Annotated in this window: 20 protein-coding genes, 1 tRNA gene and 1 riboswitch; of the genes, 13 read left to right on the top strand and 8 right to left on the bottom strand. The window is 56.6% G+C overall.

The window, feature by feature from the left end:
* The first annotated feature begins 130 nt into the window (after window positions 1-130).
* Together FE795_RS11420 and FE795_RS11425 are read left to right on the top strand one after the other, a co-directional pair.
* On the top strand, window positions 131-754 hold the full coding sequence (locus tag FE795_RS11420; RefSeq protein ID WP_131070707.1) for a helix-turn-helix domain-containing protein: 624 nt from the start codon (window positions 131-133) through the stop codon (window positions 752-754).
* Window positions 755-957: 203 nt separating this feature from the next.
* Window positions 958-2,664 (top strand): methyl-accepting chemotaxis protein, encoded by a 1,707-nt coding sequence (locus tag FE795_RS11425; RefSeq protein WP_131070708.1) that lies wholly within the window; start codon window positions 958-960, stop codon window positions 2,662-2,664.
* Here the strand turns inward: FE795_RS11425 and FE795_RS11430 are convergent.
* Window positions 2,661-3,245 (bottom strand): TMEM165/GDT1 family protein, encoded by a 585-nt coding sequence (locus FE795_RS11430; protein WP_003802927.1) that lies wholly within the window; start codon window positions 3,243-3,245, stop codon window positions 2,661-2,663. The genes FE795_RS11425 and FE795_RS11430 overlap by 4 nt on opposite strands.
* Window positions 3,246-3,423: riboswitch (yybP-ykoY riboswitch) on the bottom strand.
* A 90-nt stretch (window positions 3,424-3,513) separates the two neighbouring features.
* Between FE795_RS11430 and FE795_RS11435 the strand changes: the two genes are divergently transcribed.
* Window positions 3,514-5,076, top strand: a complete 1,563-nt coding sequence (locus FE795_RS11435; RefSeq protein WP_003802925.1) for a glycosyltransferase family 39 protein — start codon at window positions 3,514-3,516, stop codon at window positions 5,074-5,076.
* A gap of 5 nt (window positions 5,077-5,081) precedes the next feature.
* Here the strand turns inward: FE795_RS11435 and FE795_RS11440 are convergent, their stop codons facing one another.
* Window positions 5,082-5,990 (bottom strand): LysR family transcriptional regulator, encoded by a 909-nt coding sequence (locus tag FE795_RS11440; protein WP_003802924.1) that lies wholly within the window; start codon window positions 5,988-5,990, stop codon window positions 5,082-5,084.
* A gap of 125 nt (window positions 5,991-6,115) precedes the next feature.
* Between FE795_RS11440 and FE795_RS11445 the strand changes: the two genes are divergently transcribed.
* On the top strand, window positions 6,116-6,742 hold the full coding sequence (locus FE795_RS11445) for an FMN-dependent NADH-azoreductase (protein WP_219234933.1): 627 nt from the start codon (window positions 6,116-6,118) through the stop codon (window positions 6,740-6,742).
* Between the two features lie 323 nt (window positions 6,743-7,065).
* Here the strand turns inward: FE795_RS11445 and ribA are convergent, their stop codons facing one another.
* Window positions 7,066-7,737, bottom strand: coding sequence for a GTP cyclohydrolase II (gene ribA / locus FE795_RS11450; protein ID WP_003802920.1), 672 nt, complete (start codon window positions 7,735-7,737; stop codon window positions 7,066-7,068).
* 310 nt (window positions 7,738-8,047) lie between these two features.
* On the opposite strand from ribA, the gene FE795_RS11455 reads away from it, so the two are divergent.
* On the top strand, window positions 8,048-8,560 hold the full coding sequence (locus FE795_RS11455) for a hypothetical protein (RefSeq protein WP_003802918.1): 513 nt from the start codon (window positions 8,048-8,050) through the stop codon (window positions 8,558-8,560).
* Window positions 8,561-8,637: 77 nt separating this feature from the next.
* Complete coding sequence (locus tag FE795_RS11460) at window positions 8,638-9,336, top strand: cytochrome b/b6 domain-containing protein (RefSeq protein ID WP_131070709.1); 699 nt, start codon at window positions 8,638-8,640, stop codon at window positions 9,334-9,336.
* Window positions 9,337-9,492: 156 nt separating this feature from the next.
* Here the strand turns inward: FE795_RS11460 and FE795_RS11465 are convergent, their stop codons facing one another.
* Window positions 9,493-11,139, bottom strand: a complete 1,647-nt coding sequence (locus FE795_RS11465) for an ABC1 kinase family protein (protein ID WP_131070710.1) — start codon at window positions 11,137-11,139, stop codon at window positions 9,493-9,495.
* Between the two features lie 264 nt (window positions 11,140-11,403).
* Between FE795_RS11465 and ypfJ the strand changes: the two genes are divergently transcribed.
* The 5 genes from ypfJ to FE795_RS11485 all read left to right on the top strand — a co-directional run bounded on the left by ypfJ (window position 11,404) and on the right by FE795_RS11485 (window position 15,710).
* Window positions 11,404-12,258, top strand: a complete 855-nt coding sequence (gene ypfJ, locus FE795_RS11470; RefSeq protein WP_003802913.1) for a KPN_02809 family neutral zinc metallopeptidase — start codon at window positions 11,404-11,406, stop codon at window positions 12,256-12,258.
* Between the two features lie 72 nt (window positions 12,259-12,330).
* Window positions 12,331-12,406: transfer RNA gene (locus FE795_RS11475), tRNA-Lys, on the top strand.
* Between the two features lie 372 nt (window positions 12,407-12,778).
* Window positions 12,779-12,901, top strand: a complete 123-nt coding sequence (locus FE795_RS17375) for a hypothetical protein (RefSeq protein WP_003802911.1) — start codon at window positions 12,779-12,781, stop codon at window positions 12,899-12,901.
* 1,220 nt (window positions 12,902-14,121) lie between these two features.
* A complete protein-coding gene (locus FE795_RS11480) occupies window positions 14,122-14,460 on the top strand; it encodes a P-II family nitrogen regulator (protein WP_003802910.1) in 339 nt (112 codons plus the stop codon).
* A gap of 14 nt (window positions 14,461-14,474) precedes the next feature.
* Entirely contained in the window at window positions 14,475-15,710 is a 1,236-nt protein-coding gene (locus tag FE795_RS11485) for an ammonium transporter (RefSeq protein WP_131070711.1), read from the top strand.
* A 124-nt stretch (window positions 15,711-15,834) separates the two neighbouring features.
* Here the strand turns inward: FE795_RS11485 and FE795_RS11490 are convergent, their stop codons facing one another.
* Both FE795_RS11490 and purB read right to left on the bottom strand, forming a co-directional pair.
* On the bottom strand, window positions 15,835-16,287 hold the full coding sequence (locus tag FE795_RS11490) for a c-type cytochrome (RefSeq protein WP_003802907.1): 453 nt from the start codon (window positions 16,285-16,287) through the stop codon (window positions 15,835-15,837).
* Between the two features lie 101 nt (window positions 16,288-16,388).
* Window positions 16,389-17,765 (bottom strand): adenylosuccinate lyase, encoded by a 1,377-nt coding sequence (gene purB / locus FE795_RS11495; RefSeq protein WP_059317963.1) that lies wholly within the window; start codon window positions 17,763-17,765, stop codon window positions 16,389-16,391.
* A gap of 235 nt (window positions 17,766-18,000) precedes the next feature.
* On the opposite strand from purB, the gene FE795_RS11500 reads away from it, so the two are divergent.
* On the top strand, window positions 18,001-18,612 hold the full coding sequence (locus FE795_RS11500; protein ID WP_003802903.1) for a glutathione S-transferase family protein: 612 nt from the start codon (window positions 18,001-18,003) through the stop codon (window positions 18,610-18,612).
* A 59-nt stretch (window positions 18,613-18,671) separates the two neighbouring features.
* Here the strand turns inward: FE795_RS11500 and FE795_RS11505 are convergent, their stop codons facing one another.
* Window positions 18,672-19,523, bottom strand: a complete 852-nt coding sequence (locus FE795_RS11505; protein ID WP_003802901.1) for a helix-turn-helix domain-containing protein — start codon at window positions 19,521-19,523, stop codon at window positions 18,672-18,674.
* A gap of 84 nt (window positions 19,524-19,607) precedes the next feature.
* On the opposite strand from FE795_RS11505, the gene FE795_RS11510 reads away from it, so the two are divergent.
* Window positions 19,608-20,705, top strand: a complete 1,098-nt coding sequence (locus FE795_RS11510) for an alpha/beta hydrolase (RefSeq protein WP_003802900.1) — start codon at window positions 19,608-19,610, stop codon at window positions 20,703-20,705.
* On the opposite strand, the gene FE795_RS11515 is transcribed toward FE795_RS11510, so the two are convergent.
* A complete protein-coding gene (locus FE795_RS11515; RefSeq protein WP_003802898.1) occupies window positions 20,692-21,504 on the bottom strand; it encodes a sulfite exporter TauE/SafE family protein in 813 nt (270 codons plus the stop codon). The two genes, FE795_RS11510 and FE795_RS11515, sit on opposite strands and share 14 nt — an antisense overlap.
* Window position 21,505: the final 1 nt, after the last annotated feature.

The following is a 21,505-nucleotide window of genomic DNA, read 5'->3' on the forward strand; positions in this document are numbered from 1 at the left end:
ACAGGCCCCTTACCATTGCCATTATTAGTATTTTTCTACTTACTAATATCGTCTCTACACTCTGCACTGCTACATCGGGGCGCATTGACTGGACTGCCCCGGTCTGGCCTGCTTTCAATTATTTGACTCAATGAACGACGCCGTTTACTCCACTCGGCAGGCTGCTGATTTACTGGGTGTGTCTGTACGCACCGTACAACTTTGGGTAGAAGCCGGGACCCTGAAGGCCTGGAAAACCCAAGGCGGGCACCGACGCATTGACCGTGCGTCCGTACAAGCCGTCTTGCAAGAGCGACAGGGGCACACCGGGGTGCAAGCCGCCGAACCCCCACCCCCCCCCGATGCACCCGCTTGCAGCGGTGAGCCGTGCTTGCGTGTGCTGGTCGTTGAAGACGACCCGGATTTGCTGGCGATTTACCGTATGGCTATGGAGCATCTGCCCTTTCCGATCGAACTACGTTGTGAGCAAGACGGACTAAAGGGTCTGATCGCCGCCGGCAACTTTCATCCCGATGTTCTGATTGTGGATTTGAATCTGCCCAAGCTCGATGGGTTTGCCATGCTCAAAGCCCTGGCAGACGCTCGTGAAACCGAACACACCCAGATCTATGTCATTTCCGCTTTGAGTGCGGCTGACATCCATGCCCGCGGGGGTCTGCCCAGCAACGCGACCGCTTTGTCCAAGCCCATCCCTATTGCCTTGCTGCTGCAGCTGCTCAGCGAAGCCTTCCACGCCCAGTATCTGCCATCCTGACCGCACCCCCTTCCCGGCACCCACACGGATCAATTATTTCAATTTATATCGTTTTATGGTGAAAAACCTCATTTAATTATCATTTTTTTATTTTTTGACATAGAAAATGATTCAAATGATACTATTCACGAAAAAACGCAACAAGAAATTGATCAGTTCCATCTGGAGTCTGTTTCTGATCCAAAAGTGCAAGGGGGAAGGCCATGCGCAAGAATCTGCCCGTTACCGGCATCGAGACCGAGTTGCTGGACGAACAATACCTGATTTCCAAGACCGATCTGGCGGGACGCATTGTTTATGCAAACCCGGCATTTGTGGAAGTCAGCGGTTTCAGTCGGCAAGAACTCATCGGTGCTCCGCACAACATCGTGCGCCATCCTGACATGCCTGCCGAAGTCTTTGCCGACTTATGGCATACGCTCAAGCAACGGCGCTCGTGGGTGGGGATCGTCAAGAATCGCCGTAAAGATGGTGGTTTTTACTGGGTCATGGCCCATGCCAGTCCGATTATTGAACAAGGTGAATTGACCGGCTTTGCTTCAGTGCGCGTGCGAGCCAAATCTCAGGATATTCAAACGGCTGAGCAGTTTTACCAGGAGTTGCGTCAAGGTCGCCTCGGTTCGCGAGCCTTGCGTGCTGGCCAGATCGTCGCCCGCAGTTGGCGGCGCCCTTTTGCCGCCCTTCGTTTCCTGGGTGGCCCCAGTCTGCTGGCAGCGTTCTTACGTAAAGGCCTGTTGAATCTGGGCATTACCGGCACCATCATCGCCATGATCCTGAATACGGAGATGCCTGAGCGCAGCATGTTTCTGTTGGCCGGTGCACTAGGTGCAGGAACCTTGGTGATCCTGGGCTACCAGGCGCTTTTGATGCGGCGCGTTCTGGGCTCATTCAGAACCGCCACCCACATTGCCCAACAGATTGCCGCAGGCAACCTGACCGTCAATACGCGTGGGCCCGAGGTCAGCAAGCTCGAAACACTGGGGCAAAACCTGGATTTGATGCGCAAAAGCCTGATGAGCATCAGCACGGATGTCGACAACAGTTGTGCAAACAATCAACAAGTGGCCCGGCAACTGTCCGACAACAGCACCTTGCTGGAGGCCCGCACGCACGAGCAGGCCGCGTCCATACAAGAGACCACGGCCAGCATGAGCTCCTTTGGTCAAACTGTTTTGCAGACAGCGGAAAACGCTAAAGCCAGCCATGAGCTGGCCAGCCGCAGCGCTGATATTGCCAGTCGCGGCAACGAGGCGGTACAGAAGGTGACCGTGTCCATGCAGCAGATCCTGGAGAGCTCGCAACATATTGGCACGATCGTGGCGATGATCAACAACATCGCCTTTCAAACCAACATCCTGTCGATCAATGCCTCTATTGAATCGGCCCGAGCTGGCGAGGCCGGCAAAGGCTTTGCGGTGGTTGCCTCAGCAGTGCGCTCGCTGGCCCAGCAAGCGGCACAAGCGGCTGATGAGATCAAGCAACTGGTGACGCAAACCCAGGCTTTGAGTGCTGAAGGTGCAGACCATGCCGCCCATGCGGGCCAGACCATGCAGGAAATTCTGACCTCTGTGTCCGAGGTCGCACATTTAATGGGCGAGATTTCAGCCGCCACCGGCGAGCAAAGTATCGGTCTGGGCCAACTGACTCAGGCCTTGCGGCAGGTGGACCAAATTACCAGCGATAATGCCGTGCTGGTCCAGGATCTGAGTGAAACCGCCCGGGAATTAAACCTGAACGGCGCCGAGCTGCAGGAAGCCATCAGCGTTCTGAATCATGGTGACAAGGAAAAGGCTCACCATGCCCCTGTTCCCGCCCATTCCCGTGCTCTGGCACCCGTTGTCACCTTGGAAAGCGCTCGTCGCCAGCCCGTTCCCCCAGGCCGGCCACGACAGCGGGCATCAGGGACCTAGCTGGCCTGGAAACCCAGGCTTTCTACTCCGCCCAGCAAGGCTACCAGGCCCAACACAGCAAAGATACAGGCGGCAATCCGGTGCACCAGTTGGGTGGGCAAACGGCGGGCGATGCGCTCGCCAAACAGAACAGCAGGCGCATTGGCCAGCATCATGCCCAAGGTCGTCCCGAGCACAACCCACCAGAACTGCTGATATTGAGCCGCCAAGGCAACCGTAGCGATCTGGGTTTTATCGCCCATCTCGGCCAGAAAAAAAGTAATCAAGGTCGTTCCAAACACGCCAAACCGTGTCCGTGTCGCTTCAGCGTCATCGATCTTGTCGGGAATCAGAATCCAGATGGCCATGGCAAGAAAGGAAATGCCCAGCACCCAGCGCAATACGTTCGGGTCCAACAGCGCAGGAACCCAGGTTCCAATGGCACCTGCCAAACCGTGATTGACAAGGGTTGCGATGAAAATGGCGAGAATGATGGGCCAAGGGCGTTTGTAGCGGGCCGCAAGAATAAAGGCAAGTAACTGGGTTTTGTCCCCAATTTCTGCCAAGGCAACCACACCCGTGGAGATAAACAACGCTTCCATAACAACTCCTGGCCGGATAAGAGACAGATGACCACAAACCCCCCCGGCCAAACGCGAAGGTCTATGGTCAAAAGTCTTGCCAGGCTAAGTTGCTACCAGCGCCATGACCTTGTGTAGGTCAAGTATGTTGACGCTGATCTTCGATAAGTCGAAGCGGCTACTCCCTAATGACGAAGCGCATCGTAGCCCAGATTATCGTCCCTGTCCAATTGAAGCGTTTCAACGTAGACACAGTACACTTGTTGATTTACACCTACGCACTCCAAGCATGACTGTCCAAACCCCAGCATCTGCCCGATCCGACGCCTATCAGCGCTCCGTATTGCTGTATTTGTTGTTTATGGTGTTGCTGTGGACCATTTTGATGGCCATCAGCCACAAAGCACCAGACCTGGACGGCATGGAAGAGCTGGTCTGGTCGGCCAGCTTCGAGCTGGGCTACCTGAAACACCCCCCCTTACCCTCCTGGGTGATGGCAGCCTTGACCAGTGTGGTCGGGCGCCCTGCCTGGCTGAGCTTCGCCGCCGGCATGAGCGCTTCTGTTCTGGGTCTGTGGTTCATCTGGAAACTGGCCTGCGAGTTTCTGAACCCCGAGCGCGCTTTTATGGTGCTGCTCATCAGCTCGGTCAGCATCTACTTTTCTTTGCGCGGAACCATTTTCAATCACAACACCGCTCAACTATGGTCCGTCACCGCAGCCACCTGGTTTTTCTATCGGGCGGGGCGAGACCAGAGACCGGCTGACTGGTTATGGCTAGGTGCCGTCGCGGCCCTGTCTACGGTCACCAAGTACAGTGCCGTTATTTTGTTCACGGCATTTTTCCTGTATTTTTTGCGCAGCGGTATGTGGCGACAGCGGCAGACCTGGGCAGGACTGGGTCTGGCTCTGCTCGCCTATGTGGTGGTGCTCTCCCCCCATTTGTACTGGTTATTCAAGAATGACTTCGCGCCGTTTCGCTATATGGACGGCTCCTTGGAGACCCACACCCGCTGGGAAGCCTACAAGGAATTACTCTCCTTCTGCCTGGATCAGCTCGGTCGGCTCAGCCCCATGCTGGTCGCCATGATTGCCCTGGGCATCTGGAATCGCCGTGATCAAAAACAGCGGAGCTCGTCTGATCCTGGCCTGCCAGGCACGCCGTCTTACGCTGTCGATATTTCCCAGCGCGACAAACAGTTTTTGCTGTGGGTAGGTCTGACACCGTTTGTCAGCACGGTTCTGGTTTCGGCCGTCCTGGGGACACGTCTGGTCGCCTCCTGGGCCACGACCTTTTTTGTCTTGTACGGTTTTTTCGCCTTGTGGTTCATGCGCGGCAAGGACAAGGTCCAATTGCGGCGGGTCGCCATTATTGTGATCGTGCTGCAGATTTTGCTGGCATCCGGCTACGCGCTGGCCCGAGGCCCGCTGGCCTGGTACAAAGGCCGGGATTCACGCTCTACCTTTCCGGGTCCTGAAATATCTGCCCAAATGCAGGCCATCTGGAACGAACATATGCCCGGCATCCCTCTGAAAGTCGTGGTTGCCGACACGTGGCTGGGCGGAAATATTGCGGTCCATGCCGGACAGGACGTGATGGTCTTCATTGATGCCGATCCCGCCGCCTCGCCCTGGCTGACCCTGCCTCGGGACATGGCGTGTGGGGCCCTCGTCGTGTACAGCCTGCAAACCCGCGGACAGCCACCGGCAGCCTTGCTCAAGCTATACGAGCAGGCCCCCATCAAAGGGCTGGCGCAACAGCGTTGGTCGTCCGAGCGCAGTCCCATGATCGACCTGAACTGGGCCATTGTGCCTGCCCAACCCAGCTGCCACTTGAGCACCCCCAAGCGGTAAGTCTGTCAAATCTGGGGATGATGCACCGGCAGTTGCTCACCCAGGTAATCCAGGAAATGCCGTACCGCCGGGGCCATGCCCCGGCGGGAGGCAAATACGGCATGAATAATGCCCGGCAATGGCGCCCACTGGGGCAGAACCTGCACCAAACGCCCGGCCTGCAAGGCCTCGCAACACATATAGTCGGGCAAAATGCCCACGCCTATTCCCTGCTCCACCCCCTCGCGCAAGGTGAGCAAATCGGAAGCCATGTAACGGGGCCGATGCGTTATCGTCAGACTGGCGCCATCAGGACCATACAGCTCCCATTCATTCTGACCTTGCCGGGCCGACATCGCGACTGTGGGCAACTTGAGTAGATCTGTCGGCCCACGCACCGGCTCAAAAAGCGCCAGCAACGCAGGCTGAGCAACCAGAATGGAGCCGGTCTCCCCCAGACGTTTGACGATATAGCTGGCGCTGTCGCTCAAGGTGCTGCGCACCCGCAAAGCCACATCGATACCATCGGCTACCGGGTCCACCACGCGATTGCTGACCTCCACCTCCAGCTCGACCTGGGGGTAGCGAACCAGAAACTGCGCAAACACCGTCGACAGCACCGTATGTGCCAGGGTAACCGGGCAACTGATCCGCAAGAGCCCGCGTGGCTCCTGCTGCACCTGCGCGACGGCCGCATAGGCGGCTTCGGCCTCATCTCGCATGGCCTGACAATGGCGCAAGAACACCTCGCCGGCCGGGGTCAGCGACAGGCTACGAGTCGTGCGTTGCAACAAGCGCACGCCCACCTCGGCCTCCAGACGGCTCAGGCGCCGCGATACACGCGACGGGGGCATGCCCAGGTGCCGGGCAGCCGCGCTAAAGCCGCCCCGTTGCACCACTTCGGTGAACAGCACCATGTCATTTAAGTCATACATACAGGATAGTTTTCCAGGATTACAGACAAAAGTAGAATAATCTTTCTCAGAAAAGCCGGCTTATCAAAGGCAGGGTCATCCAACATAATGACAAGCATTCCTTCATCGCTTTGGATTCCAACATTATGAAACTGCTACACGTAGACTCCAGCATCACCGGCGCCCACTCCGTTTCCCGCGAACTTTCCCAATTTGTGGTGGATCAGTTGCGCCAGCAAAATGAGCAGGTAGAAGTGGAGCATGTGGATCTGGCCCTGAACCCTCCTCCTCACTTCTCGGCTGATTCACTGGGAATGCGCCTGGGCCTGGACCCTGCCACCCTGACCGAACGTCAGCGCGCCGAGAACGCGATCACCGAACAATACCTGAGCCAGTTCCTGGCCTCGGATGTGGTTGTGATTGGCGCCCCCTTCTACAACTTCACCATTCCCAGCCAGCTTAAAGCCTGGATGGATCGCCTGGCCCAGGCAGGTCTCACCTTCCGCTACACCAGCAATGGCCCAGAAGGTCTGGCGGGTAACAAAACGGTTTATCTGGTCTTGAGCCGTGGCGGCATCTACTCCGAGTCGGAGCAGGGCCAGGCCATGGAACACCAGGAAAGCTACCTGCGTGTGATGTTTGGCTTCATGGGTGTGACAGATCTGCGCATCGTGTACGCAGAAGGTCTGGGCAAGGCTCCGGAGCTGCGAGAGCAGATTATAGAAAACGCCAAAGCCAGTGTCAGCGCCTTGCTGGAAAAGAGTACGGCTTAAAAACAAACGCGGTCCAAGCCAATAGGACCGCCACAGGGCATCGCCCGGAAACGGGGGCTTGTTTCACCCCCCAAAGTTCAGGCTAACCCGACCCATTGCCAGACGGCGACCCCAGTCCCGTCTGGCTTTGTTTTTATAGCGTCTGGCCTTTTGTCACAGTCCTGCTTTGTGTCTCTAGCGTCCAGCCTATTGATCCGTCTCCGGCGCACCACCCAGGTCATCGTAGGCTGGCGCCCACAAAAAAAGGGCCTGTGAAGGGCCCTTTTTCCAAGCGAGAACGTCCAGGCTGAAGCCAAAGCGCCAGCGCCCAGACTGGCACTGCGCTACTCGTCCGTTTCCAGCCAGTGGCCCAGGCGCAAGCGCTTGGTGTTCAGATAACTGGCATTAAAAGGATTGCCTTCAATTTGATGTGGCACACGCTCGACCACATCAATCCCGATTTCCTGCAGGGTTTTCACCTTGCGGGGATTATTGGTCATCAAACGTAGTTTCTGGATGCCCACATGGGACAGCATATCCTTGCAAATATCGTAGCGACGCATATCGGCCGGAAAGCCCAGTTTTTCATTGGCCTCGACCGTATCCGCCCCCTGATCCTGCAGGTTATAGGCGCGAATCTTGTTAACCAGTCCAATACCGCGCCCTTCCTGGCGCAGATACATCAAGGCGCCACGGCCTGCAGTGGCAATCCGTTCCAAAGCCAACTGCAACTGCGGCCCGCAATCACAGCGCAAGCTGAACAAGGCATCGCCCGTCAGGCATTCGGAGTGGACACGGGCCAGGACGGGTTCGCCATCGGCTACATCGCCCAGGGTTAACAAGACATGTTCTTTTTGGTTACTACGCTCAACAAACACATGAATCTGAAAAACAGCCCAAGGTGTTGGCAAACGGCTGGAACTGACATAGTCCAATAAATCGCCGGGTTTGGCCTGCGGGGCGGCAAGCGTGGAGCCCGATTCTGATACCAGTGCGGCATCCGGGATGGATTGCATAATAAGTCTCTGCTGCAACGAAGAAATGCGGCTGAACCCCATACAGGGCAACTTATCAATCATAGCCCAATTCAGCCTGTTTCTTTATGTCTTTGACTCGATGCTTTTCAGGACTAATCGAGCCTGTTTACCCAGGAGATCACAAAGCAAGACTGACCTTATGTGCCTATCCTTATAGCGAAAAGTTCTGCGATCCGGTATTCTACGCAGCATGTAAATACATAAAATGTTATGAAACTTACAAATACAGATGATCTATGGCGCTTTGTGTTGCTCGCCTAGCCCGGATCATCCTCAACCGTGATCGATCATGCCCGCCTCTACGGTCTTTATTCGCCATGTTGTGATTGGGCTGACCTTAGCCCTGCAACCGTTTGTCGCCCATAGCGCGGCAAGCCAGACCTGGCCGCAACCGCCTTCGCAATTGAGCCTGGACAGCCCCTACGGAACATTGCATGTCAGTCAAAGCGACTATATTTATGAGGCCCAGTTGCAACTGGACGCTCAGATCATCGCCCCTGAACTCAAAGGCCTGATCAATATCCCCTACGCGTTCCGACAGCCAAACGAGCAAACCGCGCTGATCTCAGTCGACAAGGGCCTGGGGGGCTGCTCCATCAACTACCACTGGGTGACCGTCTCACCCAAGGGCTACAACGTCTCGCCTGCCTTTGGTTCCTGCAGTGCGCAAATACGGGTTCGCAATCATGGTCGCACCTTGATCATGGAAACCCCCAATCAAGATACTCCCGGCGTCATCGACGAGTATCGCTACGACGGTCGCAAAATCAGCTTGCGCAAACGTCGTCAGCCCAAACCCTAAAGCAGGCGGCGGGGTCACGCAGATTTCAGAGCAACACTGACTATAATCAGGTGTCTCTGTCTCTGCGGATTTTCCCTATGCACGCTTCCTCGACTCGCCCTTTACTTATCTGGGACTTACCCACCCGTCTGTTCCACTGGCTGTTGGTAATCAGCATTGTGGGCTGCTTTGTGACCATCAAGGCTGGCGGTCTGTGGATGGACTGGCATGTACGCTTTGGTCTGCTGGCGCTGGGGCTGTTGGCCTTTCGCCTGATCTGGGGCCTGGTCGGCGGTTACTACTCCCGCTTCAGCCACTTCCTGCCCAATCCGTCCCGCAGCCTGCGCTACCTGCGTGACAAACCAAACCTCTATCCGGGCCACAATCCTGTCGGCGCCTGGTCTGTCTGGATCATGCTGATCGTCTTTGGTTTCCAGGCGGTTTCTGGATTGTTTGCCAATGACGACATCTTCACCGCCGGCCCGCTGGCTTATCTGAGCAGCGACTGGTCCAAGACACTGACAGGCCTGCACAAAGCTAACGAAGGCATCATGCTCGCCATCATTGGCTTGCATGTCCTGGCCATTTTCCTGTATCGCGTGCTGCGTGGTCAGAAATTAACCAGTGTCATGGTCAAAGGCACTATGCCTGTTCCGGCTCAAGCCCCACTGCCTGCCAGTACCGACACCTGGAAAACCCGTTTGCTCGCTCTGATCATCGCCGCACTGATCGCCGCGGGTGTGTATTGGCTGACTGGTCTGGCCCCCACAGGGGGTGGCATGGATGACTTTATGTAAGCTCGACTTATCCCCAGAAACTGTGAATAAACCTGGGGATAATGCGGGGACTGTTTGGGCTGAGCCGCATTTTTACTGGCCGTCTTTTAAACTGGGCGGTGACTAGCCGCTTGAGCACTCTATGCACAAAAGACCTGAAATCGGCGTCGGTGTTGTTTAACGCCGCCGCCAAAACCCCCATAAAACCAGAACCAGACCCAGCAAGGCGGCCAGCAGGCCTGCCCAACTGAAAATCGTCAGCCCCAGCCAGGCGGGGCCGCGCGTCACCAGCACCGGCCCCAAAATCAAGACAAAAGCAGCCGTTACTATGGCGATTGCCAAACGCGTTGCCGCCTTTTCCAGTGAAGCAGCCAGACGGGGCATCCCCTCAACTTGAATGCGCGCTGAAATCTTTCCTTGCCGAACCCGATGCATCAGCAGGCGCAGCAACTGGGGGGCGTCCATAGCCAATTGACGAGACTCCAGCAGGCTGCGTTGCAAGTCCGCATACACCCGGCCAGGCGAGTACTGTTTGCGCATCAAGGCCGAGATGACCGGTTGCGCGACTTCGACCACATCAAATTGAGGGTCCAGGCGTTTCAGTACGCCATCGGCGGTAATAAAAGCCTTGAACAGCAAGGCCAGGTCAGGCGGCAAAATCAAATGGTTTTCACGCGCCAGAGCCATGAAATCCAGCAAAGCAACCGAGATGGACAGAAGCCCTTTACTTTGTCGGGCTACATAACGCTGAGCACTCTCTTCCAGCCGACTCCAATCAAAATCTTCTGCTCCCGACCAATCCAGCAAGGTGGTGGCCACTCCCTCTGCCTGCCCATCCACAATGGCACGCAGCAAGATCAGCAGTTGTTGACGACGACGCTCTGTTAAATGACCCACCAGGCCAAAGTCAATAAAGGCGACCTTATTGCCCGGCAAAGCCATCATATTGCCGGGGTGTGGGTCGGCATGAAACAGCCCATCCTCCAGGACCATATGCAGAAAAGCCAGTGCACCACGGCGGGCCAACAAAGGACGATCCGCCTCAATGGCCTGCAACTGTGCCTCTTGAATAGGCGAGACCCCTGGCACAAACTCCTGCACCATGACGGTCGCGCTGGTCCACTCCATATAGACACGCGGAACCACAATGTCTTGGAAGGGCTGCATGTTCTCGCGCACCGCCACGGTATTGGCAGCTTCGCGCGTAAAGTCCAGTTCATCGGCAATCGCCTCCGCCAAGGCTCGCACAATATCGTAAGGACGATACTCGGGCAGCAAGCCCTGCTGCTGGACCAGGCGGGCAATCTGTTTCAACAAACGCAGGTCGGCTTGGATCAAGGGCTCCAGACCGGGGCGCTGTACCTTCACCACGACCTGTGCACCATCACGCAGGCAGGCGCGATACACCTGCGCCATGGACGCCGAAGCCAGCACCTGCCTGTCAAAACTCGCAAAGGCCTGCTCCACGGTTTGCCCCAAGGCCCGTTCCAGCTCGGGTTTCATGGTTTCCCAAGGCACGGGCGCGGCATGACCTTGTAGCTTTTCCAGCTCCTGGGTCCATTCCAGCGGCAACAAATCATTGCGCGTGGCCAATATCTGACCGAGCTTGATAAAGGTAGGCCCCAGTTCCTCCAACGCACGTCGCAGGCGCTCCGGTGCCGAACGTTCAGGCATCTCCGTCGCCATCGGGGTTTTGCTGCCGGGCAACAGCTCCGATAAGCCCAGCCGATGCATCACATCGCCAATCCCATATCGAGCAATGACTGCTCCAATGGCACGGACTCGTGCATGGTCGCGCAAGGCCAATAAGGTTCCTCCCAACATACTGCGTCTCCCGTAGGCTACGGCCTGAAGAAACTAGCATACCCCAGTGTCTGCCTGAACCACTTGTCCACTTATCCACATTTTCAGTGGGCAAGCACGGGGATAGCCTTTGGACAAGTCCCATTAATCTCGGTAATTCAATAACTTGTCATCAGGGGGTAAGGAACGCCCCGCTGCTCGGAACCGATGACAAGAATCGAAAACGAGTCGGCCACAGCCTCGAAATCAGAGTACATTGACGTTTTCAAATTCAAGGAGAGCGTGATGCGTCTGGATAAGTCTCGCTCCAGCCGTAATGTCGAGGACCGCCGTGCCAATGGGCCACGCCTGAGCGGCGGCAAGATCGGCCTGGGGACCATTGTTCTGGCCCTGGTGGCCATGTACTTCGGGGTCGACCCCAGCGTGGTGCTGAACCTGGCCGAGGGCCCGACTCCCGCCCCACAATCTCAACCGGTTCCCGCCTCGGATGCGCAGGGACAGACTATTGCCAAAATCCTGGGTGAAACCGAGGATGTATGGCGCGATATTTTTGCCAAGCAGACCAATGGCAGCTACCGCGATCCTGTGCTGGTTCTGTATCGTGGATCGACTCCCACGGCTTGTGGTGCAGGCCAATCGGCAATGGGACCGTTTTACTGTCCTGCCGATCAAAAGCTTTATATTGACCTGGGCTTTTTTACCGAGATGGAACACGCGATGGGGGTCAAAGGCAACTTTGCGCCCGCTTACGTTATTGCGCACGAGGTTGGTCACCACGTTCAGAATCAACTGGGCATGATGCGTCGCGTAGATGAAGCCCGTCGCAGCGGCTCGGCCTCACAGGCTCGTCAGGCTTCCGTGCGCCTGGAACTGCAGGCCGACTGCTATGCGGGCATATGGGCCAATCACGCCGATGCCCAACGCCAGATTCTGGAGCCGGGGGACATTCGCTCCGCACTGGATGCTGCTCAAGCAGTAGGCGATGATACGCTGCAGAAGCAATCTCAAGGCTATGTGGTGCCCGATTCCTTTACCCATGGCAGTTCGCAACAGCGCATGGCCTGGTTCATGGAAGGGTATAAAACCGGTCAGTTAAAAATGTGTGACACGTTCAGTCGGCCCGATCCGAAGCTTGGATAAACGTAAAATTATGTAACTATGTCTTGTGGTGAATAATTTCCGTTCTATAATCTTTTTCTTCGCAGGAAACGGGGGTCGTTAGCTCAGTTGGTAGAGCACTGGACTCTTAATCCATTGGTCGACAGTTCGAGTCTGTCACGACCCACCAAGTATCTTGCGACTTACAGAAGATTTCTCTGTAAACGTTTGCTCCGCAAATCACACATTGCTCCGCAAACTCGTAAATTAGCCCGCCATAGAGCGGGCTTTTTTGCGTCCTCACCCTCAAAGGCCAACTTAGACCATCCAGTGTCGAGCTGCTCCAAGGTGCCCCCCCCAATCAGCCAACTCACACGCCATGTGTCAACGCTACACAGCCGGGTTATCGGGACGGAAGCCTGATCGTCTTTCTCGACACGCAGACTTGCCGTGACTTGCAACCGAAAAAAACGGGCAAGACCTTCCAGGTCGTCATAGTTGTTTACGATGTCTGCGCCAGAAATCCGATACGCTGGAAGATCACTTTAGCCAGGAGATGTTCATGCTAAATGCGATTGATCCCACCAAAGCTCCCGACACCACGCCTCCAGGCAAGACGCCCAACCCCGAACCTGATCCCAAAAAGATCCCGGGCAATGAGCCTCCGGCCCGGAAAAAACCGTAAACCTTTGCTCGAGGCGGGCTGCTTCGCCTGCGTTCGAGCCCTGCGCTCATATCCTCAACGGGTCGCATGTCATTACATTGAGATGCGGCCTGAAATGGTTGCTACATTTTCTGCAGTACAGTGAATCGTGGTGACATTTATTACAAGCCATCACTCCACGATGATTGGCCTGCCAAATTGCAAACGCTATTACATCAACCGCAAAATTATTTGAGGAGCATTGTATGGCCCAGCTAGATCGCGGCACCATGTGCATCATGTGCCAAACCCTTCCACTCTCGCAACCTAACGCCCAACGACATCCCTACCTCAAACCCATCCGACGAGTCGACGACGCCGACGAACAAAGCACGGAAAGTCTTTACCACTGCACCGTTTGCCAGACCCACTGGCTCTATCAACGTGACAAATGGGACGCCTGCCTGGGATTCAAATTATGGCAAGGAGGCCTGCAGGCATTTAACCGACGGCATGTACCACTTACCTTCCCCTCAAAGAGCACATCGGGCGCAAACAGCCCCTTGCACCCCGGCCCCGGCCTGCTTTCCTGATTCTTGCGAGTTGTAGAACTGGCCACATCCGTACCCGGGCAGCGCTTAGACGCTGGCTGCCCTGTCAACCGCCCTCTCCTGAGTCCTTGTTGCAGGCTGACCCTGCTCGCCGCGTTCACCAAGATCGTGACGCCGCGAGGCTCTCCCCCCTACAGACCAGACACTTTCGCGATACAAACAGGCTTACCGTGCCTGTTCGCGGGCGGGGCATTTTTTCAAACCGAATGTTGCAAAGTTAAGACTATTCAAAAAAAAAATCGGTACACAATGCGCACTTGTTGCGCCGCAACATATATTATTTTTCCATAGTCGTTGTTCCTGCGGTGGTGAGATGAGCGGAGACAGGCGTCACAGAGCGCTGCTGTTATCTCGCTGCCCACCGACTAGGCAAGACCGGGGTCACGTGCCTAGCTAGCTTACTCGCCTTGCCGGAATTGTGTTGCTCTTCAACCTACAACACAGGTCCGCTTGCCTACCACTTGCGTTCGCGCTGTCACACACCTTGCTGACAGCCGGAGAGTCGCTCAAACCGGCCATGCCCGGTTGCACTCAAGCCATCCATCAGGATTACCCATCCTGGTCGGCCCCCTCTCAACCGTCTCCTACCCCCCTTCGGTGTTCCTTTGCATTCGTCTGGCTGGCTTGCCTGTGCTTACTTCAGGAACACCTATGAAACTGATTACCGCCATCGTCAAACCCTTCAAGGTTGACGAGATACGCGAGGCCCTTTCCGATCTGGGCATACAGGGGATGACGCTGACCGAGGTTAAAGGGTTCGGTCGCCAGAAAGGCCACACCGAGCTCTACCGCGGTGCGGAATACGCGGTCGACTTTCTGCCCAAGATACGCATTGAGCTGGCCATTCCCGACGAGCAGTTACCCAGCGTGCTGGAAGCCATCCAAAGTAGTGCCCGCACCGGTCGCATCGGTGACGGCAAGATCTTTGTCCAGCCGCTGGACCATGTCATCCGCATCCGCACCGGCGAATGCGATGAGCAAGCCCTGTAACCGGAGAACCCCTCATGAACAACGCTGATCTATCGTGGATGCTGGTCTCCACGCTACTGGTACTGATGATGGCCGCGCCGGGCCTGGCCCTGTTTTACTCAGGCATGGTGCGTCAAAAAAATGCCTTGTCCATGTTGTCCCAGACCTTGCTGGTATTCAGTCTGGGCGTGGTGCTTTGGTTTATCTATGGCTATTCGCTGGCGTTTACGGCAGGCAATCCGTTTATCGGCAGTCTGGACAAGGTCTTTTTCAATGGCCTATTCAATGCCGCTGACCAACAGTTCTCCATGTCGGGTTCTTTGCCTGAGCTGCTGTTTGCGTCCTTTCAAGCCACCTTTGCCGGTTTGACTTGCGCACTGGTCGTAGGCAGTCTGGCCGAACGAGCCCGCTTGTCGGCTATTTTGGTCTTTACCGTGATCTGGTTCACACTGGCCTATCTGCCCATCTGCCATATGGTCTGGTTTGCCGACCCCCAGCACGGCGGCTTGCTCAACTCCCGTGGTGCGCTGGACTTTGCCGGCGGTACGGTCGTGCATATTAATGCCGGGATTGCGGGACTGGTGGGTGCCTGGCTGATTGGTCCGCGCCTGAATTATCGTCGTGAAGCCATGCCGCCTCACAACCTGCCACTGACCTTTATCGGCGCAGCCTTGCTGTGGGTGGGCTGGTTCGGCTTTAACGCAGGCTCGGCACTGGCGGCCAATGAAAACGCTACCCTGGCCTTCTCTAACACCATGTTGGCTGCCGCTATTGGCGTCATCGCCTGGGTACTGGGCGAATGGATCAGCAAAGGCCATCCCTCCTTGCTCGGTGCGTGTTCAGGGGCAATTGCCGGTTTGGTGGGCATTACCCCGGCTGCCGGTTTTGTCGCACCTCTTGGCGCACTGGCCATTGGATTGATGACGTCCCTGGCTTGCCTGTGGGGCGTGAACGGCCTGAAACGCTGGCTGCGAGCCGACGATACGCTGGATGTCTTTGGCATTCACGGCTTGGGAGGGATTGTGGGCGCTCTGCTCACCGGCTTGTTCAACGCTCCCGTTCTGGGGGGGCCAGGTACCGCCGCCGGTAACAGTATCTGGATGCAGTTGTGGATTCAGCTCGAAGGCGTACTGCTCACTCTGGTCTGGTCGGGCCTGGCTGCCTGGATTGCCTTTAGCATTGCCAAAGCCGTTTGCGGTGGCCTGCGTGTCGACGCCGACCATGAGCGTGAAGGTCTGGATATCCGTACCCACGGCGAAACAGCTTACTAACACTGAGTACCGATCATGATTTGTGTTTATCTTGCCAGCAGGCAAACTGCCCCCTTCAAACACAGGCACAGGCCTAAAAGAAAAAGCCCTCTTTCGAGGGCTTTTTTACACGCAAACCAGCCGCTTATTTTTCTTTGCGGTAGGCATCATGGCATGTCTTACAGGACTTGCCCACATTGCCGAATGCCACACGGAAGGCATCGAAGTCACCCGAATCGGAGGCCACTTTCAACTTATCGATCGCAGTAGTGAACTCGTCGGTTGCTTGCTTGAAACCTTTAGCATCGCTCCAGGCCTCGGCTTTGGTCTCGCCGCCTTCCGTACCCGGTCCAAAAGCACTCCAAGGCAAAGCAGCCAAAACCGTCAATACTTCCACGTTCTTTGCGATCGCAGCCGCATCATACGGTGCTTCTTTTTTGGCTACAGGAGCCATGCGACCAAAGTGCGAGCCGATCAGGGCCATGCTGGCCTGACGGTAATCAATGGCTTGTTCTGGCTTGGCAAACTGGGCCGTAGCAGGCGCGACAAACGCCGCGCACATGGCGGCAGCGGCGGTCAGAAACGCAAATTTCTTCATGTGAACTCCTGTGTGATGAAACATAAAACACTTCATAAAGCACTAGCTCAAGAAAGCCGAAGGCAGCTGCCCCCCTATTTTTCAGGTACAGCCGCCTGGATTCAGATAGCCTTGGCCAACTGTACCGCCACGCCCAGATAGCTGCGTGGAGTCAGCTCAAGCAAATAGTTCTTGGCATCGGCGGGCAGCTCCAGACCACCAATAAACTCGCGCAATGCTTCCTCAGTAATACCACGGCCACGTGTCAGCGCTTTGAGCTGCTCGTAAGGCTGGGGCAGACCATAGCGGCGCATCACGGTTTGAACTGGTTCGGCCAGGATTTCCCAGCAGGCATCAATATCTGCATCCACTGCAGCGGCATTCAACTCCAGTTTGCCCAGACCACGCAGGCAGGCATCGTAGGCGACCACGCTATACCCCAGGGCCACGCCCAGGTTGCGCAGCACGGTGGAGTCGGTCAGGTCGCGCTGCCAGCGGGAGATGGGCAGTTTTTCGGACAGGTGACGCAACATGGCATTGGCCAGACCCAGATTGCCTTCCGAGTTCTCAAAATCAATCGGGTTGACCTTGTGCGGCATGGTGGACGAACCAATCTCGCCCTCTTTCAAACGCTGCTTGAAGTAGCCCAGGGAAATGTAGCCCCAGACGTCACGGTTGAAGTCCAGCAAAATGGTGTTGGCACGGGCAATGGCATCAAACAGGGCAGCCATCCAATCGTGCGGCTCAATCTGAATGGTGTAGACGTTTTGCGTCAAGCCAAGCCCACCCAGCACGCTCTTGCTAAAGGCAGGCCAGTCAATGTCGGGGTAAGCCGAGAAGTGCGCATTGTAATTGCCCGTCGCACCGTTCAATTTGGCCAGAGGCTCAACGGCGGCAATCGCCGCAATCGCGTTCTGCAAACGGGCAGCCACGTTGGCGAACTCTTTGCCCATGGTGCTGGGGCTGGCAGGCTGGCCATGCGTGCGCGAGAGCAACGGCTGTTCCGCATGCAGACGGGCCTGCGCCTTGATGGCATCGCACACTTCTTGCAACTGAGGCAGGATCACCTGCTCACGGGCACGCGTCAGCATCAAGGCATGCGACGTGTTGTTGATGTCTTCAGAGGTGCAGGAAAAGTGAATGAACTCGGCCGCCGCGGACAATTCGGCGTGATCGGCCACTTTTTCTTTAAGCCAGTATTCCACGGCTTTCACATCGTGGTTGGTAGTGCGCTCGATCGCCTTGATGCGAGCGGCATCCTCTTCCGAGAAGTTCTGCACCAGCGTCTTGAGTACCTCGCGGGCCTGGGCAGAGAAAGGCGGCAATTCGGGCAAACCTGCATCGGACAGGCCGATCAGCCAGGCCACTTCGACCTCCACGCGATGCCACATAAATGCGGCTTCGGACAACAGGCCACGCAAGGGGGCGGTACGGCTGCCATAACGCCCGTCTAATGGCGACAAGGCATTCAGAGTGCTCAGGGTATCGGCTATGTGCATCGTTCTACAGAAAAGAAGGGGGAATAAAGTCAGCCCGCATTCTAACATTGCGCACTGGCAGCCGGATGCCACGTGTTCGGCATAGGGACAGAATCCACCAGCCACCAGGCTATTTGACGAATAAACCACAGTTTTAAGACATTGTTCCACGCTATGGGGTCATGCCTTCTTAGCGAGGCGTTCGCCCGGAGGTTCCTGCTATACTTTTTGAGCCTGCAACTTTTGATAGCTTTTTATGAAACTTCTAGCTTCCCTCACAAGTCCATACGCGCGCAAAGTGCGTGTTGTCATGGCGGAAAAAAAGCTCGATTACGAGCTGATTCTGGAGGATGTGTGGGCCGATGACAGCGATATTCTGAAACACAATCCCCTGGGCAAAATCCCCTGTCTGATCATGGACGATCAGGCTAATTTGTTTGACTCCCGCGTGATCGTCGAGTATCTGGATACCCTCTCGCCCGTCGGCCGCCTGATTCCTCAAGCCGGACGTGATCGCGCTGCAGTCAAATGCTGGGAAGCCATTGCCGATGGCTTGCTGGATGCCGCCGTCGCCATCGTGGTGGAAAACCGCCGCCCCGAAGCACTGCGTCTGCCCTCGTGGATTGATCGTCAGAACAGCAAGATCACCGCCGCTCTGCAATCCATGAACAACACCCTTGGTGACCAGTCCTTTTGCATGGGAACCAGCTTTAGCCTGGCCGATATTGCCGTGGGCTGCGCACTGGGTTATCTGGACCTGCGCTTTCCGGAGCTGGACTGGCGCTCGCAGTATGGCAATTTGCAACGCCTGGATGAGAAACTCCAGACGCGCCCCTCGTTTGCCAGCACCTTGCCGCCTACGCAGTGAGCGTTGCGACAGCAAACCAGGGCCCATTCTTCTGAATGGGTTTTTTTATGTCTGCCGACTTAGCACTCGCCCAGTAAACGGTACATCCAGAAGGCCTCGTCAGTCTGTAGACGCTGGGCAAAACGGGCTGGCGAATAACCCGTAATCCGTTTGACCTCCCTACCAAAATGAGACTGGTCACTGTAGCCGGCTTGGAGCGCAAGCGCTGACCAGTCCGTCTTTTCCTGCTGCTGCAGCAAGTCAAAGGCACGCTCTACGCGCACATACAGTTGCAGTTCACGCTGACTTTGCCCAGCCCACCGCTTGATCTGTCTTTGCAATTGGCGCAAACCCGTTCCGGGGCGCGTCATTGCCGCCCTCATCGCCAAGGTTCGTAACCAATCATGTAAGTTGGCAGACCCCGCTTTGCTGCCCAGGCGCTCAGTAGGCGTGCAGCGATAAATGGCTGCTTCCAGTTGCTCGAACAGCCTTCCCTGCCCAGGCTGCACCTGCTCCAGAATCCGACAGGCCGCAGCCGGCAAGACCTGATCCATGGGCAAGACCTGATCCATCAAGGCATGGGGCTCAATACCAAACATCTGTCTTACGGCATCGGGGTAAAGCCCAATCGAAATGGCATGCACGGGGCCCGGAGACCAACTCATGGACGGGGTACGCGAGGGCCCAGCCAGCACCATACTGGACAAAGCCTCTGACAGAACCACCGGACCGCCCTCAGCCAGCATCCGAACCCTATGCAGCTGGCCATGAAAAATCCACGACAACACCACCAGCGGCGAGGCCGGATAACAATTCAAACGCTGCTCAGGCAGCAAATCCAGCCCGCGGGTGTCCCGCTCTACCCCCAGATGGATGCTGGCCGCGGTATGGCGGCGAGGACGATGCAGGCAGGCACGAGACAAAGTGGTCATGAGACGTCGCTTCCGTTCTATCCGGCCCGAGCAAGGCCGGCCACACTGACTGCTCTTCTTGTATCCTACTTCAGCTTCCTCTCCATGCCCAAAATCATTCTGCAAGGTTCCTGGTCCCACCGTTGCCGCAGCGTCCTTACGTTGTGGGCCACCACGGTGGATGTTCTGGCCCGACGGGCCATAGGCAGGCCACAAGTCCACGGCTGGACCATCTCCTTTGAGATCGCCACCCTGTTCTATCGAAAGCAGTTCAATCACGCCTTTCGTCTGGACAACATCGCTCAAAGCCGGGCTTACTTCGACAGTCTGTACACAATTGCAGAACCGGACCTGCCGGTACGGGTACAGGCCAGCACCGCTCAAGAGCCAAGGGGACACTGGTTTATTCCCGAGCATGCTGACAAGACCCACACTCTTTTGTACTTCCATGGCGGCGGCTATGCTTTTTATCCCGCGGTGTCACAGCACTTTATTCGTCTGCTCGCTCATCGCCTGCAAACCACGATTTTTGCCCTGGACTATCGCCTGACCCCGGAGCATCCGCATCCGGCCCAACAGGACGATGCGGTGCAAGCCTACCGTTATTTGCTCGCCCAAGGCTTGCGCCCCCAAGACATAGTCCTGGGTGGCGACTCAGCGGGCGGCCATCTGGCACTGATGACCTTGGTGAGAGTGCGACAGGCGGGCTTGCCCCAGCCTGCGCTGGCCCTGGCCCTAAGCCCCTGGACTGATACCGGACGACGAGGGGCCAGTCAGTTTGGCCATGATCGCTACGATATGGTGCAGGGCTACCAGACACTGCGGTATGGGCAGTGGCTGAAAGGAGAGGGGCCCTGGAGCGATGCACAGCTCTCTCCCATAGCCCAGGATCTGCGTCATCTGGCCCCTCTCTATATCCAAGCAGGCGGCAAAGAAATCCTGGTCGATATGATCCGCGATTTTGCCCGTGAGGCACACCGGCAGGGAGCCCAGGTACGCCTGGATGTGTGGCCGGACATGACGCACGAGTTTCATGCGTACGGCCGTACTTTGCCCCAAAGCGAGCAGGCACTTACCGCCCTACGGTCGGCGATGCGATGGACACAAGGGGAAAGTTTTGAGCCGCTAGAGGAAACCGAGCGGGATGCACTGGACTTTAGCGATGGCAAAGTCCAGTCTGAGCGCCTCATCAAGCCTGTGTAATGGCCTGCGCAATCATGTAGAGCGCCAGCACCGTCAGCATGCCGGCAAAAATGCGCTTGAGCGTCATCTGGTCAATCTTGTGGGCCAGACTGGCACCCAAGGGGGCGGTACAGATGCTGGTGGCCGAGACAATCAGCAAGGCAGGCCAGTAGATAAAACCAATCATGCCTGGATGACTGCCAAAGCTCACCTGACCGGACCAGATATAGCCCACGCTATTGGCAAGGGCGATAAAAAAGCCCAGCGCGGCGGAGGTCGCAACCGCCTGCCGAACCGGCACATTGCCGCGTAGCATAAAAGGAACGGACAGAAATGCCCCGCCAGCACCCAGCAGACCGGACACAAAACCGATCAGCGCCCCCATGGCGGCAATCCAGAAAGGAGCCGGCAAGGATCGGCCTTGCACCGGGGCCGATTTACGGGCCATTTTGGAGGCCGAATACAAGACAAACGCCGCAAACACAATAGCCAGCGCCGTGCTGTCTATCATGGCGAACACCGCACCGCCCGACAGCAGCCCTCCCACTATCAGGCCGGGCACCATCACCTTGACCACATCCCAACGGATGGCGCCGTGCTTATGGTGAGCCCGCACGCTGGACAAGGAAGTAAACAAGATGGTGGCCATCGCCGTGGCGATCGAGGCATGAACGGCCAACTCCTGCGGCACACCAAACAGGGGCAGCAGAAAGGTCAGGAATGGCACCAGAATCATGCCCCCGCCAATCCCCAGCAGACCGGCGGCCAAGCCAATACCGGCACCCAGCACCAGCAAACTGATGACTAAAATGGGTTCCATG

The sequence above is a fragment of the Alcaligenes ammonioxydans genome, assembly GCF_019343455.1.
GTDB classification, from domain to species: domain Bacteria; phylum Pseudomonadota; class Gammaproteobacteria; order Burkholderiales; family Burkholderiaceae_B; genus Alcaligenes; species Alcaligenes ammonioxydans.

What these genes read in the sequence shown, in the direction of transcription:
- FE795_RS11445 (WP_219234933.1), top strand. Translation starts at nt 6,116, where the DNA reads ATGAAACTGCTACACGTAGACTCCAGCATCACCGGCGCCCACTCCGTT.
- FE795_RS11460 (WP_131070709.1), top strand. Translation starts at nt 8,638, where the DNA reads ATGCACGCTTCCTCGACTCGCCCTTTACTTATCTGGGACTTACCCACC.
- FE795_RS17375 (WP_003802911.1), top strand. Translation starts at nt 12,779, where the DNA reads ATGCTAAATGCGATTGATCCCACCAAAGCTCCCGACACCACGCCTCCA.
- FE795_RS11480 (WP_003802910.1), top strand. Translation starts at nt 14,122, where the DNA reads ATGAAACTGATTACCGCCATCGTCAAACCCTTCAAGGTTGACGAGATA.
- FE795_RS11440 (WP_003802924.1), bottom strand. Translation starts at nt 5,990, where the DNA reads ATGTATGACTTAAATGACATGGTGCTGTTCACCGAAGTGGTGCAACGG.
- FE795_RS11425 (WP_131070708.1), top strand. Translation starts at nt 958, where the DNA reads ATGCGCAAGAATCTGCCCGTTACCGGCATCGAGACCGAGTTGCTGGAC.
- FE795_RS11500 (WP_003802903.1), top strand. Translation starts at nt 18,001, where the DNA reads ATGAAACTTCTAGCTTCCCTCACAAGTCCATACGCGCGCAAAGTGCGT.
- ribA (WP_003802920.1), bottom strand. Translation starts at nt 7,737, where the DNA reads ATGCAATCCATCCCGGATGCCGCACTGGTATCAGAATCGGGCTCCACG.
- ypfJ (WP_003802913.1), top strand. Translation starts at nt 11,404, where the DNA reads ATGCGTCTGGATAAGTCTCGCTCCAGCCGTAATGTCGAGGACCGCCGT.
- FE795_RS11435 (WP_003802925.1), top strand. Translation starts at nt 3,514, where the DNA reads ATGACTGTCCAAACCCCAGCATCTGCCCGATCCGACGCCTATCAGCGC.
- FE795_RS11420 (WP_131070707.1), top strand. Translation starts at nt 131, where the DNA reads ATGAACGACGCCGTTTACTCCACTCGGCAGGCTGCTGATTTACTGGGT.
- FE795_RS11490 (WP_003802907.1), bottom strand. Translation starts at nt 16,287, where the DNA reads ATGAAGAAATTTGCGTTTCTGACCGCCGCTGCCGCCATGTGCGCGGCG.
- FE795_RS11505 (WP_003802901.1), bottom strand. Translation starts at nt 19,523, where the DNA reads ATGACCACTTTGTCTCGTGCCTGCCTGCATCGTCCTCGCCGCCATACC.
- FE795_RS11455 (WP_003802918.1), top strand. Translation starts at nt 8,048, where the DNA reads ATGCCCGCCTCTACGGTCTTTATTCGCCATGTTGTGATTGGGCTGACC.
- purB (WP_059317963.1), bottom strand. Translation starts at nt 17,765, where the DNA reads ATGCACATAGCCGATACCCTGAGCACTCTGAATGCCTTGTCGCCATTA.
- FE795_RS11485 (WP_131070711.1), top strand. Translation starts at nt 14,475, where the DNA reads ATGAACAACGCTGATCTATCGTGGATGCTGGTCTCCACGCTACTGGTA.
- FE795_RS11430 (WP_003802927.1), bottom strand. Translation starts at nt 3,245, where the DNA reads ATGGAAGCGTTGTTTATCTCCACGGGTGTGGTTGCCTTGGCAGAAATT.
- FE795_RS11510 (WP_003802900.1), top strand. Translation starts at nt 19,608, where the DNA reads ATGCCCAAAATCATTCTGCAAGGTTCCTGGTCCCACCGTTGCCGCAGC.
- FE795_RS11465 (WP_131070710.1), bottom strand. Translation starts at nt 11,139, where the DNA reads ATGTTGGGAGGAACCTTATTGGCCTTGCGCGACCATGCACGAGTCCGT.
- FE795_RS11515 (WP_003802898.1), bottom strand. Translation starts at nt 21,504, where the DNA reads ATGGAACCCATTTTAGTCATCAGTTTGCTGGTGCTGGGTGCCGGTATT.